Annotated in this window: 20 protein-coding genes; 13 read left to right on the top strand and 7 right to left on the bottom strand. The window is 67.3% G+C overall.

The window, feature by feature from the left end; translation table 11 throughout:
• The 4 genes from IEZ06_RS24830 to IEZ06_RS24845 all read left to right on the top strand — a co-directional run.
• Positions 1 to 2,228, top strand: a 2,228-nt coding sequence (locus IEZ06_RS24830; protein WP_229798635.1) for a LamG domain-containing protein, incomplete at its 5' end; no start/stop codon positions are given.
• Positions 2,229 to 2,299: 71 nt separating this feature from the next.
• On the top strand, positions 2,300 to 3,613 hold the full coding sequence (locus tag IEZ06_RS24835) for an ISAs1 family transposase (protein ID WP_189239091.1): 1,314 nt from the start codon (positions 2,300 to 2,302) through the stop codon (positions 3,611 to 3,613).
• Between the two features lie 198 nt (positions 3,614 to 3,811).
• Positions 3,812 to 4,858, top strand: coding sequence for a NucA/NucB deoxyribonuclease domain-containing protein (locus IEZ06_RS24840; protein WP_189239092.1), 1,047 nt, complete (start codon positions 3,812 to 3,814; stop codon positions 4,856 to 4,858).
• Between the two features lie 205 nt (positions 4,859 to 5,063).
• Positions 5,064 to 5,648 carry a hypothetical protein gene (locus IEZ06_RS24845; RefSeq protein WP_189239093.1) on the top strand — a complete coding sequence of 195 codons (585 nt, stop codon included), beginning with the start codon at positions 5,064 to 5,066 and terminating at the stop codon, positions 5,646 to 5,648.
• Positions 5,649 to 6,373: 725 nt separating this feature from the next.
• Here IEZ06_RS24845 and IEZ06_RS24850 read toward each other — a convergent pair.
• Together IEZ06_RS24850 and IEZ06_RS24855 are read right to left on the bottom strand one after the other, a co-directional pair.
• Positions 6,374 to 6,586, bottom strand: coding sequence for a tyrosine-type recombinase/integrase (locus tag IEZ06_RS24850; protein WP_229798636.1), 213 nt, complete (start codon positions 6,584 to 6,586; stop codon positions 6,374 to 6,376).
• A 26-nt stretch (positions 6,587 to 6,612) separates the two neighbouring features.
• Entirely contained in the window at positions 6,613 to 7,401 is a 789-nt protein-coding gene (locus tag IEZ06_RS24855; RefSeq protein ID WP_189239095.1) for a site-specific integrase, read from the bottom strand.
• A 31-nt stretch (positions 7,402 to 7,432) separates the two neighbouring features.
• On the opposite strand from IEZ06_RS24855, the gene IEZ06_RS24860 reads away from it, so the two are divergent.
• Both IEZ06_RS24860 and IEZ06_RS24865 read left to right on the top strand, forming a co-directional pair.
• Positions 7,433 to 7,690 carry a hypothetical protein gene (locus IEZ06_RS24860; RefSeq protein ID WP_189239096.1) on the top strand — a complete coding sequence of 86 codons (258 nt, stop codon included), beginning with the start codon at positions 7,433 to 7,435 and terminating at the stop codon, positions 7,688 to 7,690.
• A 37-nt stretch (positions 7,691 to 7,727) separates the two neighbouring features.
• Positions 7,728 to 8,048, top strand: a complete 321-nt coding sequence (locus tag IEZ06_RS24865; protein WP_189239097.1) for a hypothetical protein — start codon at positions 7,728 to 7,730, stop codon at positions 8,046 to 8,048.
• 4 nt (positions 8,049 to 8,052) lie between these two features.
• On the opposite strand, the gene IEZ06_RS37720 is transcribed toward IEZ06_RS24865, so the two are convergent.
• The gene (locus tag IEZ06_RS37720; RefSeq protein WP_189239151.1) at positions 8,053 to 8,256 is read right to left on the bottom strand and encodes a transposase; all 204 of its coding nucleotides are present in this window, start codon (positions 8,254 to 8,256) and stop codon (positions 8,053 to 8,055) included.
• Between the two features lie 6 nt (positions 8,257 to 8,262).
• Positions 8,263 to 8,391, bottom strand: coding sequence for a hypothetical protein (locus IEZ06_RS37295; RefSeq protein WP_268245626.1), 129 nt, complete (start codon positions 8,389 to 8,391; stop codon positions 8,263 to 8,265).
• Positions 8,392 to 8,757: 366 nt separating this feature from the next.
• Between IEZ06_RS37295 and IEZ06_RS24875 the strand changes: the two genes are divergently transcribed.
• The 4 genes from IEZ06_RS24875 to IEZ06_RS24890 all read left to right on the top strand — a co-directional run bounded on the left by IEZ06_RS24875 (position 8,758) and on the right by IEZ06_RS24890 (position 10,568).
• Positions 8,758 to 9,132: a type II toxin-antitoxin system RelE/ParE family toxin gene (locus IEZ06_RS24875; protein ID WP_189239098.1), complete on the top strand. Its 375-nt coding sequence runs from the start codon at positions 8,758 to 8,760 to the stop codon at positions 9,130 to 9,132.
• Positions 9,129 to 9,461, top strand: a complete 333-nt coding sequence (locus tag IEZ06_RS24880; RefSeq protein ID WP_189239099.1) for a helix-turn-helix domain-containing protein — start codon at positions 9,129 to 9,131, stop codon at positions 9,459 to 9,461. Before IEZ06_RS24875 ends, IEZ06_RS24880 begins: the two co-directional genes overlap by 4 nt.
• Positions 9,462 to 9,862: 401 nt before the next feature.
• A complete protein-coding gene (locus tag IEZ06_RS36620; protein ID WP_229798638.1) occupies positions 9,863 to 10,027 on the top strand; it encodes a hypothetical protein in 165 nt (54 codons plus the stop codon).
• A gap of 112 nt (positions 10,028 to 10,139) precedes the next feature.
• Positions 10,140 to 10,568: a hypothetical protein gene (locus IEZ06_RS24890; RefSeq protein WP_189239100.1), complete on the top strand. Its 429-nt coding sequence runs from the start codon at positions 10,140 to 10,142 to the stop codon at positions 10,566 to 10,568.
• A gap of 375 nt (positions 10,569 to 10,943) precedes the next feature.
• Here IEZ06_RS24890 and IEZ06_RS24895 read toward each other — a convergent pair whose 3' ends face one another.
• Positions 10,944 to 11,534: an LGFP repeat-containing protein gene (locus tag IEZ06_RS24895; protein ID WP_189239101.1), complete on the bottom strand. Its 591-nt coding sequence runs from the start codon at positions 11,532 to 11,534 to the stop codon at positions 10,944 to 10,946.
• A gap of 237 nt (positions 11,535 to 11,771) precedes the next feature.
• Positions 11,772 to 12,224 carry a DUF6294 family protein gene (locus tag IEZ06_RS24900; RefSeq protein ID WP_189239102.1) on the bottom strand — a complete coding sequence of 151 codons (453 nt, stop codon included), beginning with the start codon at positions 12,222 to 12,224 and terminating at the stop codon, positions 11,772 to 11,774.
• A gap of 321 nt (positions 12,225 to 12,545) precedes the next feature.
• Here IEZ06_RS24900 and IEZ06_RS24905 point away from each other — a divergent pair, with 321 nt between their 5' ends.
• Positions 12,546 to 13,676 carry a helix-turn-helix transcriptional regulator gene (locus IEZ06_RS24905; protein WP_189239103.1) on the top strand — a complete coding sequence of 377 codons (1,131 nt, stop codon included), beginning with the start codon at positions 12,546 to 12,548 and terminating at the stop codon, positions 13,674 to 13,676.
• A gap of 496 nt (positions 13,677 to 14,172) precedes the next feature.
• Entirely contained in the window at positions 14,173 to 14,322 is a 150-nt protein-coding gene (locus IEZ06_RS36625) for a hypothetical protein (RefSeq protein ID WP_203872178.1), read from the top strand.
• Positions 14,323 to 14,432: 110 nt separating this feature from the next.
• Here IEZ06_RS36625 and IEZ06_RS37725 read toward each other — a convergent pair whose 3' ends face one another.
• Entirely contained in the window at positions 14,433 to 14,777 is a 345-nt protein-coding gene (locus IEZ06_RS37725) for an AAA family ATPase (RefSeq protein ID WP_373293929.1), read from the bottom strand.
• An 85-nt stretch (positions 14,778 to 14,862) separates the two neighbouring features.
• Between IEZ06_RS37725 and IEZ06_RS24915 the strand changes: the two genes are divergently transcribed.
• Positions 14,863 to 15,270 carry an NUDIX hydrolase gene (locus IEZ06_RS24915; RefSeq protein ID WP_189239104.1) on the top strand — a complete coding sequence of 136 codons (408 nt, stop codon included), beginning with the start codon at positions 14,863 to 14,865 and terminating at the stop codon, positions 15,268 to 15,270.
• Positions 15,271 to 15,292 lie beyond the last annotated feature (22 nt).

The following is a 15,292-nucleotide window of genomic DNA, read 5'->3' on the forward strand; positions in this document are numbered from 1 at the left end:
CCAGCCCGAACTGTCCGGTGCAAGCGACGAAGGGGACATCAGCTCACGTAAAGCCCTCTGAAGACACCGACTTCAGCATGCCGCCGAAGCTGACCATCACCACCAGCGGCCCGGCCTCCGCGCCGACCGTCTCGGCCCCGGCCATCACGCCGGCGCAGGCGGTGGACGGCACCACGGTGACGACCTCGCTCACCCCGCAGTTGGCCGCCACGGTTGCCGACAGCGCGAGCGGCAGCCTCACCGGTGAGTTCGAGATCGAGCACGACCCGGCCGCCACCGGGCAGGGCAGCGGCCAGATCTGGGCCGGTGCCTCGCCGGCGGTCACCTCCGGCACCCAGGCCACCGTTACCGTGCCCGCCGGGAAGCTGACCGACGGCTGGAAGATCCGATGGCGGGCCCGCGCGGCCAACGCCACCGCCGCTACCACCTCGGCGTGGTCGGACTGGCAGACGGCCACCGTGGACGTGCCGAACCCGACGGTCGGCGCCTTGCAGGTCACCCCATCGCAGGTGGTGGACGGCACCACCGTGACCACCAGTGCGATCCCGACCCTGCGCGCCACGGTCACCGACCCGGCCGCCCAGCCGCTGCGCGCCGAGTTCGAGGTTGAACACGACCCGGCCGCGACCGGCCAAGGGGCGGGGCAGATCTGGGCCGGGAGCCTCGACAACGTTGCCTCCGGTACCCAGGCGTCGGCGACCATGCCCGAGGGGAAGCTGGCCGACGGCTGGAAGGTGCGCTGGCGGGTTCGGGCGATCAACACCGCCACCACGGTCGGCTCACCCTGGTCGGACTGGCAGACCCTGACCGTCAACGTCCCGGATCCGGTCTCCGAACCGGCTGTGGGCGCGCTGCAGGTCACCCCGTCCGAGCAGGTGGACGGCACCACCGTCACCTCCACGCTTACCCCGGCGCTGCTGGCTCAGGTGAACGACCCGGCCGGGAAGCCGCTGCGGGCCGAGGCCGAGATCGAGCACGACCCGGCCTCACCCGAAGGGCAGGGCAGCGGTCAGATCTGGGCAGGCAGCGCCGACAACGTGCCGGCCGGCACCCAGACCAGCATCACCGTCCCAGCAGACACACTGGCCGACGGCTGGAAGGTACGTTGGCGGGCCCGCGCGGTCTCGGCCACCGCCGCCTCGGCCTGGTCGGACTGGCAGTCCTTCACCGTCAGCCTGCCCAAGCCCACCGCCACCGGCCTGACCATCACCCCGTCGAAGGTGGTGAACGGCGTAACGGTGAGCACCATGCTCACTCCCACGCTGCAGGCCACCCTCACCCACCCGACCGGCCAGGCGCTGCGCGCCGAGGCCGAGATCGAGCACGACCCGGCCTCACCCGAAGGGCAGGGCACCGGCCAGATCTGGACCGGCGCCGTGGACGGCGTCGCCTCCGGCACTCAAGCGAGCATCGCCATCCCAGCTGGCACACTCACTGACGGGTGGAAGGTCCGCTGGCGTCTGCGCGCGGTCACCGAGCAGGCCGCCTCGGCCTGGTCGGACTGGCAACAGGTCCATGTGGACGTTATCCATCCAGGCGAAGAGCCGCTCGCGACAACGGCGGGGCCGGTGCTCCGGACCGATCAAAGCTTCTCGGTGGCGACGTGGGTCCGGTGGGCTGACAAGGACGGTGATTACAGCATCATCGAACAGAGAGGCGTCCACCAGGCGCCGTTCCGCCTGGGTAACACGCCCGACCACGGGTTAATCTTTACCCTGGCCACCGCGGACACCGCGGATTCTACGCACGAAGGCGTGAAGTCCGGCGTCGAGCCACCCGTGAATGAGTGGTTCCATCTGGCTGGCGTCTACGACGCCACCGCTAAGACCGCCTCGCTCTACCTCAACGGTCAGCTGGTGCAGACCGCACCGATCAGCTTCCCGTCCTGGAACAGCGCGGCCAAGGTGCGGGTGGGCGCCCGGATGCAAGGCGACGTTGACGACACCCGCCTCTACCCACAAGCCTTGAGCAGGGAGGAAATCTCAGGTCTGCTGGCCTTGCCAGCAGCCGCCGCCAATGCCGCCACGAACGCAGAGGCCACGCCCCGAACCGTCACCCCCCGGGCTCTGCCCGCCTTCGACTACGAGCGAATGTCCTTGGACACCTGTGAGGCAGAGCGAGACGCCCGGGCAGGAGATAGCAACGCGAACGCCGACGGGTGGGACACAGGGCCCCGGCGTTCCTGGGCTCTGATGCGGTATGGCAGCGTTGAGCGTTCAGTCAGGTAGAAGACGAAAGAGCGCGACTTCTGCTGATCTTTCAGGTGTCGAATCCGAAGATCATCGCAGGAGCCGCGCTCGTGTCCCCATCCTCCCCGACCAGCCCCCGTCGCGTCCCGTGTCTTGACCAGCTCGCCGACCTGGCGCTGTGGGAAGCGGAACTGGCCGCCGATCCGGCCGTGGTGGAATCAGCGCTGATACGCCGCCTGGCGGCCGTACCCGATCAGCGCTCGGCCTGCGGGCTGCGGCACCGGCTGCCGGTCATCTTGACGTTGACCGCGTGCGCGACGCTCGTGGTCGGCGGCGACAGCATCACGGCGATCCGGCAGTGGGCCACCCGGACCCCGCAAGCCGTACTGAAGCGGCTGGGGGCCTACCGTGATCCGTTCACCGGCCTGTTCGTCGTGCCCAGCGAAAAGACCTTCCGCCGCGTCCTGGCGGACCTGGACGCCGACGCGCTGGACGCGGCGATCAGCGGCTATGTGGCCGAGGTGGTCCGCACGGCGGCGCCGGTGCCGCAGATCCCCGACACACCCGGCCCCATCGAGCGTGAGCAACGACGCGCGGCCCAGCGGCGGCTCACCCCTCGGGCCCCGGCCGGCCTGCTGCCCGGCGCCGCCCTGGACGGCAAGGTCAGCCGCGGAGCCCGCCTCGCCGAGGGCGGACGGGCCTTCCTGGTCGGGGCGATCAGCCATGAGCACGGAGTGATCCTGGGCCAGTGCCAGGTCGCCGGCAAGCGGGGCGAGGGATCGGCCGCCCGCGCGCTGCTGGAACGGCTGCCGGTGGCCGGGATGGTGCTGACGATGGATGCACTGCACACCACCAAGGCGACCGCGCGTTTGATCACCGAGCGGTTGGGCGCCCACTACGTGCTCCTGGTGAAGGGCAACCAGCCGCTGGTGCGCGCCGCCATCGAGGTCCTGCTGGCCGGCCCGGATGCCGAGTGGAGCGCCGCCACCGCCACCGAAGGTGATCGTGGGCACGGCCGCAGCGAGCGCCGCACGATCCGCACCGCTCCCGCCGATGACACCTTGTTCCCCGGTGCCCGGCAGGCCTTCCGGCTGCGCCGCGACGTCGGCGGCCTGGACGGAGTGTGGACCGGCAAAGAGATCGTGTACGGCATCACCAGCCTGCCCGCCGATCTGGCCGGTCCTGCGCACCTCAACCATTACGAGCGTGCGCACTGGGGCGTGGAGAATCGTCTCCACTGGGTCCGGGATGTGACGTTTCACGAAGACGCCTCCCAGGTGAGGACAGGGACCGCCCCCAGAGCCCTGGCCGGCTTCCGCAACCTGGCGATCAGCACCGTTCGTCTGGCCGGCCGCGCCAACATCGCCCACGCCCGCCGCGACCTTCTCGACCGCCAGGACGTCTTCGCCGTCTACAACATCTGATCAACCCGCCGAAACGAGGCATAGCGAATCAACGCCGGGGCCCTGGGGTGGGACAAGGTCGTCACCTATACGAGTTGCTGGAGTCGGCATCTCAATTTCGCCATTTACGAAGAGACAGAAGCGTACGACCAGGAGTGTAAATGCGAAAGAAAGTGGACTGAGATCGACGACTTCTTAAACTTCGACTGGACCATCGTCATGCACTCCTATCTGGGTAATGGCAGTGGTACAGGAGTCGTCGGCGGCGGCTATATGCACCCCCGCAACGTCAAGGTCTGGAGTAGAGTAGACGATTTCTCGTCCCAGTTTCCCGAATTCCTTGAGCAGCTCATCGGCGGGGAAGGCGTCGACAACGAGGCTCTCGAAAAGACGCTCTCGCTTCAGCTTAAAGTTACGGGAGGCAGCAGGGCGTGCTCAGTTGTCGCCTCAGACGCTGACAACAGTGGGGCGAACCGTACGGCAGGCGTGGCGAAATGGATCAACAAGGGCGATAATGAGTTCATCGTCCGATCCATGGACGACGGTACTGCGGGTGATAACATCAGCCGCTGCACCATCGAACCTTGGCTGACGTACAACAACCCCAAGAATCCGAGTAACAGCGACCGGCAGACAATTCCGGGATGGGGTCACCCGTCATGGGTGAACCTGGATCCTGAGCGTCTCCGTGAGACCGCACCGCGGGTCCGCTGCGACAGCCGCGGCATGGGAGGAGCCATCGAACACTATAAGGGTGGCTGCATCTTCTATGGGGCCAGTCGGGTGCTACGCCTGAATGCCTGGAACTGGGATTACGGGCAGGTCGCCCGGCATATCCAAAAAGCATTCACGCAACCTCAGAACACTGTGCCATTCAAGACTGATGGCCTTACGAAGCATATTCCGGGCAACTGGAATGCCCAGAAGGGAAGCCCGGAACGGGCCTCAATCAGTCGCATCAGTGCCAACAGTGCGCGCTACAAAGCAAACACTAAAGCCAAGAACGCGGTTTGCGACGAGTTCTTTGCCGACCGCCCTCTTGAGTCCAATGGGGCACCGAAGGAAGAATGGCAAGAATGTGACGAATACCCCTTCGCCTCAACGATGCAAGGCGGCGCTTACCAGCATCCCGAACACGGAACAGGAAACTTCTCGGTACAGGCCGTCCTGGGACACCATAACTCGGTCGCCGGTGGCGATCTTGGTGTGTTCTATGCCAGATACCGCGTCCTCCTCGGCAACAATTTCTGGGTCGCCGTGAGCTAGGCCAATACGGGGCGCCGCTTGAGCGGCGCCCCGTCTCAGCATAAGGAGATCAATGAGACAGTCCGAAAGGCTTTGGCACCTGGCCCATAAGTATAGAATGGGCATGTCGTTCCATGGGTTGTGGGTAGACAGCGCAGATCTATCCGACATTGCAAAGCGGATCGGCGCAGACCCTGCATCGGAGGTCAGGTGCAGGTGGAACGACGTGAGTACAGGTCTGGACCTTGGCGACCAGGCCGGCATTGTGTGGATGGGTCCGCTCACCGAGAGCTGGACACAGATCATGGTCTTGGGTGCCACACCGTTCGATCCGCCGGTGGCGCTGTCAGCAGGAAACCGCCGCGCACTGCAGGTCAGCTGGACGGTAAACGGGGTTCACGATGTCCTCTACGCAGCCGACGGGCACTACATCACCGCGTTCAGCGCGACACGGCCAGGCGTGCGAAATGGCACCGACCCTTACGCTCTCGACTCCTATGCAAGTGGCCTCCTGTTTGATGACCAAGACACCTCCTGGGAGAGTGATCCCGATCTTCTCCCGGGATTGATCGAATACTCCGCATGGGAGGAAACGCACCTGTACGACGCGGTCGACGACGACATGGTCAACGATGCGTACGAGAGCATGCCGCCAGAATGGACGCATCTGCTGGAGCTCTCCGTCAACGGCTACAGTCCGCCCATCGCCACCTGTATCACGTCGGCCCTGATCCTCGTCGGGCGAGTAACGGGACGAGAGCTAGACGAGGGCTGGATGGAGGGGGTTCATTCTCGATTCGTCATCCATTGAGCGTTTTTCGTGCGTCCAGCAGAGCAGGAGGTGAAGCCGTGAGATAGCGGTGGATCTTGTTGTTCGTAAGCTCGTCGTCGCCTGCCGGTGGAAGTCCGGGCCGGGCAGCTGCCAGGAGGCCCGGTAGCAGGCTGGCGGCTTCGTCTGGAAACGGGCGGGGTCGAAGCCCAGCGTCCCAATGCCGTTTAGATAGATCATCTGGGCGGCAGGGCTGCGGGTGCCGAAAATCCATCCGTCCAGGTCAAGCCGCATGCCGGTACTCCCTGAGGACATCACCGAGTCGATCACATCGGCGGACGTCGAGCCGGGTGATCCGGGCTTGTACGCGGACACTTACATAAGGTAGGGGTCGGAGCGGGGCGCGTGTCGCTTCAGCACCCCTCTTACGAGGCTTTACTCAGTGTTTCGCCGGATCAGGTTGCTCGCGCTGAGCGCTGGTGAATAATGGTCAAGGGCCCCAATGTTTGCTCGGTGGTTGCTCGCATGTCGCGGTATGGCCCGGCACGCAATGACACAGTCCGACAGGACAAAAAGGACAACTCCGGACAGGATGCCACCAGATGGCACGCCGTGACATTAGATGGCATTCAAGCCACGGACTTTTAATCCGACGGTCGCAGGTTCGAATCCTGCAGGGCGCGCTTTTGATCATGGCCTGACCTGCGGAGACCCTCACCACGCCCGCGGACCGCCACGGTATGGGGCAAACCTGAGGCAGATGTGAGTCAGGCTCTCTGATCACGGCAGAGAGCCGCCGCGGCGGTCAGCACCAGCCGCGCCGTCTCCTGAGCCGCCTCGTGGGCGATCACCGACAGCACCGAGACATAGGTGTCGGCGGTGAGCACGACGCTGGCATGCCCGAGTATCGCCTGGACCACCTTGAGATCGGTGTGCGCCGCCAGCACCAGTGTCGCGACGCCGTGCCGCAGATCGTGCAACCGGATCGGAGGAAGTTCTGAGGCCGTCACCAGTCTGCGGAACCGGCCCGTGAGGTAGTCCGCGGCCGCAGCGGTGCCCCCTCGACCGTGGTGAACACGTACCCCGATTCCTTCCAGCGTGGCCCCGCGGCCGCACGCTGCCGCTCCTGGCGCTCCCGATGGCAGGTCAGCACCCGCACCGTCTCCTCGTCCAGGGCCACCACCCGGCAACTGGCGGCGCTTTTGGGCGGGCACACCACCACCCGGCCTTCGGCGTGCACCCGCTGCTGCGCCACGGTCAACTCCGCGGCCTCCAGCTCGACGTCCGTCCAGCGCAGCCCGGCCACCTCCCCGCGCCGCAGACCGCGCAGCGCGGCCAGCCACCAGGCGGCGTACAGGCGATCCTGCGCCACTCCGGTCAGGAAGATCGCGAGCTGCCGTTCAGTCCAGACCGCCACCACCGGACGCTCCCCCTCCTGCCGCCATCGAATCGTCCGCCCCGCAGTCCACACCACCGGATACGGCCGCCGGGGGCGGTGGAGTTCGGCTCCGGTGGCGGGGTTGGCCGGGATCAATCCGGTCCGCACCGCCGTGTTCAACGCGGCCCGCAATGTGGCGTGGATACGCACCACGGTCGCCGGCGGCAACCGGCGTCCCGCCGGTGAGCGGCGCGCCCCCAGCGCCGTGAGCATCCTGCTGACGTCCCGGACCGTCAGCTCCCGCAACCGGATCCGGCCCACGTTCGGGGTGAGGTGAAGACGGATGTGGGTGGCGTATCCCTGCCGTGTCGACGGCCGCGCGGCGGTCTTGGTGGATTCGTCGGCCCCTCCTGGCATGCTCTTCTACCCCGGTCCGAGGAGAATCCCGGTGAGCACCGTGACAGCCGATGGCTGGGTCTGGTCCGACGGGGAGCACGACGTCCTCGCCACCATCGGCTTCTGCAGCGCCTTGGTCTGTGGCCCGACACCGCAGGAGTATCTGTGGTGGCCCGGCATCGTCGGCGAACCCTGGGACGACGCCGGCAGTTTCGTCCCGAACACCACCGCCACCATCGACGGCGGGCACATCATCGTCAAAGCCGACGGTTTCGCCTGCGTTCTGGACGGCGCGGCCAGGCATCTGTGAGGAATACCAGACATCCATCACAACCGAAGGACCGATCATGAGCAACGGAGCGGACGCCCCGATCTGGTGGCTGCGTCGCCGCGACGAGACCGTCGGGGAGATCCACGTGAACGACTCCGATTTCCCCTGGCTGCACGGCCGTTTCACTCCTCTGCCCGGTTTCGCGGCCGTAGCGCCGCTGTTCGCCGAAGACCTCGCCCTCGTCGAAGCGGACGACGACTTCGACGGTGACGCCTGGGAAGACGTCTACGAACGGATCAACGGGCAGCTCACCCTGGTGAACCCCGCCGGCAAGCCGGTCGCGGAGTTCATCCTGCACATCGACGGCGAGCAAGCGTGGTTCCGATGGATCGACTGATCGCTCAGATCCGGTTCGTGATCCGGTCTCTTCGAAGTCGAGCGGGACCGGGATGCCCGCGGCTCTTTCGAGTGGCGGCGCAGCGGGTGCGGAGCCGTTGGTTCTCGGGATCGCGGAAGCCGTACGCGTCCCGGGTGACCGTTTTGATCACACAGTTGGTGTCCTCGGAGCCCGCGTCGGTGATCCCGGTCCGCAGGAACGCGAGGATCTCGGGCTACCAGGTTTCGACCGCGGAGGCGCGACGTTCGAGGTCGGGCAGGCCCGAGGCGGCGCACCAGTTGTAGAAGTAGCACAACCACCCGGCGATGACATGCCCTTCGGGATGGATACGAGCCGGAGCCAACGGACCCAGGAGGTCTTCCCGTGGCGTTCCACGCGTCCAGGCTCGGCTGCCCGATCTTCTTCGGTAGTGCGCACGGGTCCTCGATCACGGGATCGAGTTGAGAGCCGTGCTTCCGGGCCGCTGAGCGGGTCAACCGGCCCGCGCAGTTCCTACCCACGGTTGCCCTTGTGCTCGCGGCGGCCCCGTACCTGGACGGTGACGCGGCGCCGGACCTCGGTGACGGCGGCATCGGCCGACTGCACGATGTCGCCCCGGCCCGTGTCAGCCGAACGGCAGGCGGACCGCTTCGGGGAGATGCATGGCTCAAGCAATACGACTTTCCCGCAACAGCCCGGACGCAATATAAGGATCTGTTATATTCGCTGTATGGCCTGGGAGATCACACTGCACGCCGAAGTGAACGCCTGGTTCCTCGACATCTGCAAGAACGACCCGGCCACCGCGGAGAAGATCGAGGAAGCGCTGGACGAGCTCGCCCTACAGGGTCCGAAGCTCGGCCGCCCGCTGGTCGACCGGATCCACCATTCCCGCGTCCTGCACAACCTCAAGGAGCTACGGCCCCGAGTGCCGGGCGAGGCGGAGATTCGCCTACTGTTCGTCTTCGATCCCACCCGGGAGGCCATCGTGCTGGTCGCCGGTGACAAGACCGGGGAATGGAACCGGTGGTACCGCACGGCGATCCCCTTGGCGGAGGAACGCTACGCCGCATACCGTGCCGAGAAGGAGGAGGAACGGCGATGAGCGAGTTCGTGAAGTGGTCCGACACCAAGGCCAGGGTCCGTGAGATCGACCCCGAGTGGGACTCCCCCGAGCGCATCGCCGCACGAGAGGCCGACCGCGAGCAGCTCCGGGCAGAACTGCGCGGCGCCCAGCTCGCCGAGATGCGCAAGCGCCTGGGCGTCTCCCAGAAGCTCCTGGCCGAGCGTATGGGCGTCTCCCAGGCGCGCGTGTCCCAGATCGAGCACGGCCAGATCGGCGGCCTGGACACCCTGCGTTCCTACGTCACCGCCCTGGGGGGAACGCTGGACGTGGTGGCTGACTTCGGCGACCACACCGTGAAGGTCGCCTGAGAAAGTGTTGGGTAATTGACCGGTTTCGGCTTGTAGCCGCCGGGTGGTGATCCTCGCGGATCACGGCTTCGCCAGGATCACCGGCATGTGTGTCTGCACCTGCAAGCCCGCCTACGATACGTCCCTGACCGATGCCCAGTGGGCGGTGATCGCGCCGTTGCTGCCGAAGCGGGACCCGCGCCGGGGGGGGAACGCCCGTTGAAGTTCCCGCGCCGGTTGATCGTCGACACGGTGCTGTATGTGCTGGGCACCGACTGCGCCTGGCAGCTGGTCCCGCATGACCTGCAGGGCGCCGCGGGACGCGGTCTGATGACCTGGCGCCGTGGGACGCGGCCTACCGGTGGTTTCTCGCCTGGACGCCCGACTGCACCTGGGATCGCGTCCATGACGCGCTGCGCGAGATGGTCCGCGCCGCCGAGGGCCGCGACCCGCAGCCGTCGGCGGCGGTGCTGGACTCGCAGTCCGTGCGGTCCTGCCAGGGCGGTGAGGCGATCGGCCTCGATGCGGGCAAGCGGGTGCGGGGCCTCCATGAAAGCCGGAGCGGTTCACTGAACGTGGCCTCTTGACTTAGGCATGTGCAGATTCCCACCCAGGCTTGTCCGGATGTGGCAATTAGGTCAGGATTAGTACAAGCTTCAACTACTTAGTTGGAGAGCCACTGCAGGGATGAGGAGAAGCGTGAAGCGCATCATCTCCGTTCTCGTCGCCGGCGTCCTCGGCGCCACGCTCACCGGCGCCAGCCCCGCCTCCGCCGCCACCTCCGCAATTGACTGCTCCGCAGGCGGGTACACCCGGATCTCGAAGAGCTACGTCCCCACCAATGTCGAGAGGCCTGCGGTGGACGGTTTCGCCTACCGCTTCGGCGGCCCGTCACCGACCACGTACGAGGTCTGCCTCGATGTCCCGGACGACTCGACGTTCACGATCGAGGTATGGAGCTGGTCCAACGGGTCACCGAGTGAGACGTTCGTGGACGACCGGCCCGGGGACAAGGTCTTCCGCTATTCGCTTGGCGCCAACGGCTTCTGGCAGATCTACGGCACGTTGACCGGGCCCGACAGCACCTTCCTCTACTACACCTGGCACGAGAAGAAGATTCCGGCCTGACGCGGAACGGGCTGACCGCCTTCACTCAGCGATGCGGCCGGCTCCACCGCCCTCAAGCGACCCGGAAGCCTGCTTCATCCCGAGTTCAAAGCCCGCATGCTCCCGATCTCCCAAACGACTCGGTGAGCGACTGAACCTGTCGCCGTAAGCGAGTTTCACCGCCGCACGGGATCGCGAAGGCCACCTCCCGATCACGGGAGGTGGCCTTCGACGTGGGGCGGGGCGTTCACGTGGCCCCACGGCCGTTCCAAGATCATGATCTTGGCGCCTGATGGCGTGGATCGGTAGATCGCGATGTGATCACATGCGGCGACCGTGTGCCGCTTTGACACGGCGCCTCACGCCGCCAGCGCCGGGGTGGTGCGCGGGCGGCGTTCACAACCGCCCTGGTAGCGACCACCCACCGCAGTCGGAGCCGGCTTGGAGAAGGCCGCTGTGATCGCAGCCTCGGACGGAGAAGTAGTGGAGGGGGCGGTTGCTCCCCAGGGGCTCCGGCCCTGGCCCGGTGATCGGCCTGCTGAACCCGCCGTTCCACGGGTCGCGGCGCTTCACTGTGTACCGCTTGACCGCTCCGTCGTTGAAGGAGTAGCGGACCTCGAAATAGTCCCAGTCGCGTCCGGTCGACCCCCACTGGAAGACGGCTCGGTCACCGGACCGGTACGTTCGGACCATCGCTCTCGGGCCCAGAGCCGGGGACCAGCCGATCTGGCCGTTAAGAAAGTCCTGTCTGCGGGCGCTGTTGCCGGCAAAGCCGTACTCGGCGCGTACAGGGCAACCGAAAACGCCGTTCTCCCCGCCCGAGGCCCGCCACTTCTCACCGATCAGCCCATAGGGCTGGAACGCGGGGTCGCACGCGGCGGACGCCGTGGTGGCGGTCGTGGCGCTGCCGGCGCCGGCGGGAAGCCCCGGCAGTGCCACGCAGAGGGCGAAGGCGACCGTCACAGGACGGTAGATCCGGCGGTCCATGTCGTACTCCTGAAGTCGCGGCCCCGTGCGGGGGCTTTCCTGGGTGCGGCTCCGGCCGCGATCGCTTGCCGCCCCCGGACACCGCAGCCGGGGGCGCCTCCATGAGCGCGACCCCGGCCCGGATCTCGCGGCCCTCCCTATGGAGCGTTCCATCATCACCGGGAAGGCCTGATCAATGCGGGGAGAGGCGGCGGGTCCTCGCGGGATCGCCCGCGGTGCAGCGGGCCGGGATCCCGGTCAGCAGTGCTTGCTCAGCGACATGCGCTTGATCGTGTCGAACAGGTCGGGGTCGAACTGGCCCCAGGCGATCCATCGATAGTCCCGCCCATCGGGCAGGTTCCTGACGAACTTGGTGCTGGTGCTGCCGTACACCTGCATGTCGGTGATCTGGCGGCCGCGGCTGTCCTTCAGGTGTGCCCACATCAGCCAGGCATCGTCGCCGTCGAGGCTGGAGACGATGGCGTTCAGGCGCGCCGTGCCGTTGGAGTACAGCGTCCATGTCGCGCCCGGCTCGATCGTGCACATGCCCGCCGACATGTAACCGCGCCAGATGAACGTCTTCTTCCTCAAGGGTTCCGCCTGCGCAAGGGCGGAGGCGGCGGATCCAGCGGAGGCGGAGGCGGGAAGGGTTGTGAAGACGGTGAATCCCGCGACCGCGAGCGCGGCCGCGCCGCGGACGGCGCGTTTCATGGTCTCCTCCTCATCGATCGGAGCGGTGTCCGTATCCTGGCCTGATGGCCGAGCGCGCCCGGAGGCACGACCCGGCGACGAGGGATCCGGGGCTCGTCACCCCGGCGTGACGGGCCGGGGAACGCGCCCCGTCTCCGTTACCCGGTCAGATCGCCGTGAGCCCCCGATCCGGAGACCCCGTCCCGGCCAGCTCTGTTGTCGTCTCCCAGACTGCACGGCGGCCCACCGGTCGTGGCACCCCGCGATCGGGTGGTAGACAGGCACCGGATTCCCCATATTCGAGGGGTTGCGCGGTCGCGTCCGGGCGCTCAGGATCAGGTGGTGGAGTCTGCCTTACGCGGAACGCCGGCCAGGCGCCCGTTCGAGTCGATCCAGCGGTTGACCCGGACGGGGATCGCCGACGGCGAGTTCCTGTCCACGCTCTCGCGCCTGCTGCGCGAGATCATCCCTTTCGACGCCTCCTTCTGGGCGGCGGCCGACCCCGTGACGATGCTCGCTACCTCGCCCTCGCGGCTGGAGAACCTCGGCTCCGGCGAGTCCTGCGACCGGTACTGGGAGAACGAGTTCTTCGTGGAGGACGTCAACCACTTCCACACGCTGGCCCGTCTGAAGACACCGGCCGCGTCGCTGTACCGCGCCACCGGCGGGCATCCGGCACGCAGCTCCCGCTACCACAACGTGAACCTCCCGCTGGGACTCGGCGACGAACTCCGGTGCGTGTTCCGGATCGGCCACGAGGTGTGGGGCTACGTGTGCCTGTGGCGGGCCGAGGGCTCACAGCCGTTCACCCTCCGCGAGGAGCAGCTGCTCGCGAGTCTGTCCGCTCCCATCGGGGAGTCCTTCCGACGCTCGGTCCTGCTCCGGCCGACCCCGCTCATCGGTCTGCCCGAAGCCCCCGGGCTGCTCATGTTCGATCGGACGGGGGCACTGGAATCGCTCAACGAGCCCGCGGAGACGTGGCTGCAGCGGTTACCGTTCACCCGGTTGAGCCATGACGGCCCCGACGCCGTCCCCATACCCGCGGAACTGCGGGCGGTGGTGAACAAGGCACGTGCCATCGCCGCCGGGCGCGACACGGGCACCGCTCGGGCCCGGTTGCAGGTCGGCGGCCGCTGGGTGGTCATCCATGGCTTCGCGCTGCGGCAGGCGAACAACGAGGGCGGCAGGACGGCTCTGGTCATCGAACCGGCCAAGGCCGCCGAGGTGGCACCGCTGATCATCAGGGCGTATCGACTCGGGCCGCGGGAACAGCAGGTCGTCCGCCTGGTCTCCGCCGGCCTGGCCACCGCCGAGATCGCGGCCAGGCTCTCCCTCTCCCCCCACACCGTTCGCGGCTACCTCAAGCAGATATTCGAGAAGGTCGAGGTGTCGACCCGCGGTGAACTCATCGCGAAGATCTTCGCCGATCAGTACAAGGAGACGATGAACCCGGACTTCGTCATCGGCCTGTGACGCGTCCCGCCGTACGGCGTTCCAGCGGCGCCCCGGCGCTGCGGAACCGCTGACCGCCACCGGAGCGCCGGAATGCCGCACTCTCACCATGGCCGCCTCTCGGGAGCAGCCGCAGGAACACGGAGATGCGCTGGACAGAGCACCGGACTTCTTCATCCGACGGTCGCAGGTCCGAATCCCGCAGGGCGCGCAACGGTTGAGCAGCGCGGAAGAGGGTCACGTCCCCGGACGCGATCGGGAGCCTTCAACGGATGGTGGTACCGCCGCCTCTACGAACATCGATCAACCTCTGACATCCTCTTCCGCATACGAAGAGAACGGCATCTACCCGGAACAGGGTCCAGATGGCTCCGTGCCTTTCTGACATGAGCATGGGGGACCACCGTCATGGCATGGTAGGCGGCGGCCATGGCTACGACAGGTGACCTGCTCCACTGCTCCTGAGGCGAAGGCGACGATGTCCTGGAGAGCCGGGTCATGGCCCTGCGCGGTCCCGGTGTCCACCGTCAGAGTCGGCACCGGCAGGGAGATCCCGACGAAGGAGTCCGTCGAGTACGCGCCCGCGGTGATCGCGGCCAGCAGGTCGTGGTCGGCGTGCGCGGCCCGGTGGGCGTCGGTCTCGGCGCGCCGGGCGATCCGCTCATGAGCGACGGCAGCATCACCGTGCAGCGGACACCCGGATCTCCGCCAGGTCGGCCAGCGGTTCCAGGCCCGGACGCCACAGCCGGTCCTGGAACGCGGCCTCGGCGATCACGCTCACCCCGGCTCGCAGCAGGGTCGTAAGACCCCGAGCGTCCGCCGGTTGAGCAGGTCCGCACCGCCCGGCCCGTCCGCAGCAGTACGGTGCACCATCCCCTGCTTGATCTCGTCCCGGCAGACCAGCGGGAACCCGAGTGTCCGCGCCAGCTCACGGGCCAGGGTGGTCTTCCCCGATCCCGGAGGGCCGCTGACCACGGTCAGCACCGGAGCCTCACGATCGCCAGTAGCCATGGACATCCTCAACGGTCGGCCGTACGACGGCGGTGCCTCGGCGAGCCGAGCGGTGCAGAGTCCCGGCCCACGCGACAGCCTGCCGTACTCCGCACAGCGGTGCGGCGTCATCGACGACGAGACCGGACGCGGCAGCCGATGGGCAGGCTGAGCGCCTCCCCTTCCCTTCCTCGTGGCACCGCCTAGGATCGGCGGAATGACCGCCCCCGCCGTACGGGCCAGCGCCCGGATCCTGCTGGTCGACTGCGATGACCGGCTCCTGCTGTTCCGCTTCCGCGCATCCGACGACCTACCCGCCTCTCATTTCTGGGCCACTCCCGGCGGCGGCGTCGACGACGGGGAGGCCCTCCCTCAGGCGGCGGCACGCGAGCTGTCCGAGGAGACCGGCCACGTCATCGCTCCGCAGCGGCTCGGCCCGGTGGTGGCCGTCTCCTCCGGCCCCGCCCGCTTCGGCGAGCTCACCCTGCACGCCGTCGACTCGTTCTTCTTCATCCGCGTCGACCACCTGACCGTGGCCCCGTCCGGCCAGGAGCCCCACGAACGCGAGGCGATCGCCGCGCACCGCTGGTGGACCGTCCACGAACTCCAGACCACCTCCGAGTGAACCGCCCCGGGTTTGATGGAGA

The sequence above is a fragment of the Planomonospora antibiotica genome (assembly GCF_014647955.1).
Classification (GTDB): domain Bacteria; phylum Actinomycetota; class Actinomycetes; order Streptosporangiales; family Streptosporangiaceae; genus Planomonospora; species Planomonospora parontospora.

What these genes read in the sequence shown, in the direction of transcription:
- IEZ06_RS24840 (WP_189239092.1), top strand. Translation starts at nt 3,812, where the DNA reads ATGCACTCCTATCTGGGTAATGGCAGTGGTACAGGAGTCGTCGGCGGC.
- IEZ06_RS24855 (WP_189239095.1), bottom strand. Translation starts at nt 7,401, where the DNA reads ATGCCAGGAGGGGCCGACGAATCCACCAAGACCGCCGCGCGGCCGTCG.
- IEZ06_RS24865 (WP_189239097.1), top strand. Translation starts at nt 7,728, where the DNA reads ATGAGCAACGGAGCGGACGCCCCGATCTGGTGGCTGCGTCGCCGCGAC.
- IEZ06_RS24875 (WP_189239098.1), top strand. Translation starts at nt 8,758, where the DNA reads ATGGCCTGGGAGATCACACTGCACGCCGAAGTGAACGCCTGGTTCCTC.
- IEZ06_RS24880 (WP_189239099.1), top strand. Translation starts at nt 9,129, where the DNA reads ATGAGCGAGTTCGTGAAGTGGTCCGACACCAAGGCCAGGGTCCGTGAG.
- IEZ06_RS36620 (WP_229798638.1), top strand. Translation starts at nt 9,863, where the DNA reads ATGGTCCGCGCCGCCGAGGGCCGCGACCCGCAGCCGTCGGCGGCGGTG.
- IEZ06_RS24895 (WP_189239101.1), bottom strand. Translation starts at nt 11,534, where the DNA reads ATGGACCGCCGGATCTACCGTCCTGTGACGGTCGCCTTCGCCCTCTGC.
- IEZ06_RS24900 (WP_189239102.1), bottom strand. Translation starts at nt 12,224, where the DNA reads ATGAAACGCGCCGTCCGCGGCGCGGCCGCGCTCGCGGTCGCGGGATTC.
- IEZ06_RS37725 (WP_373293929.1), bottom strand. Translation starts at nt 14,777, where the DNA reads ATGACGCCGCACCGCTGTGCGGAGTACGGCAGGCTGTCGCGTGGGCCG.
- IEZ06_RS24915 (WP_189239104.1), top strand. Translation starts at nt 14,863, where the DNA reads ATGACCGCCCCCGCCGTACGGGCCAGCGCCCGGATCCTGCTGGTCGAC.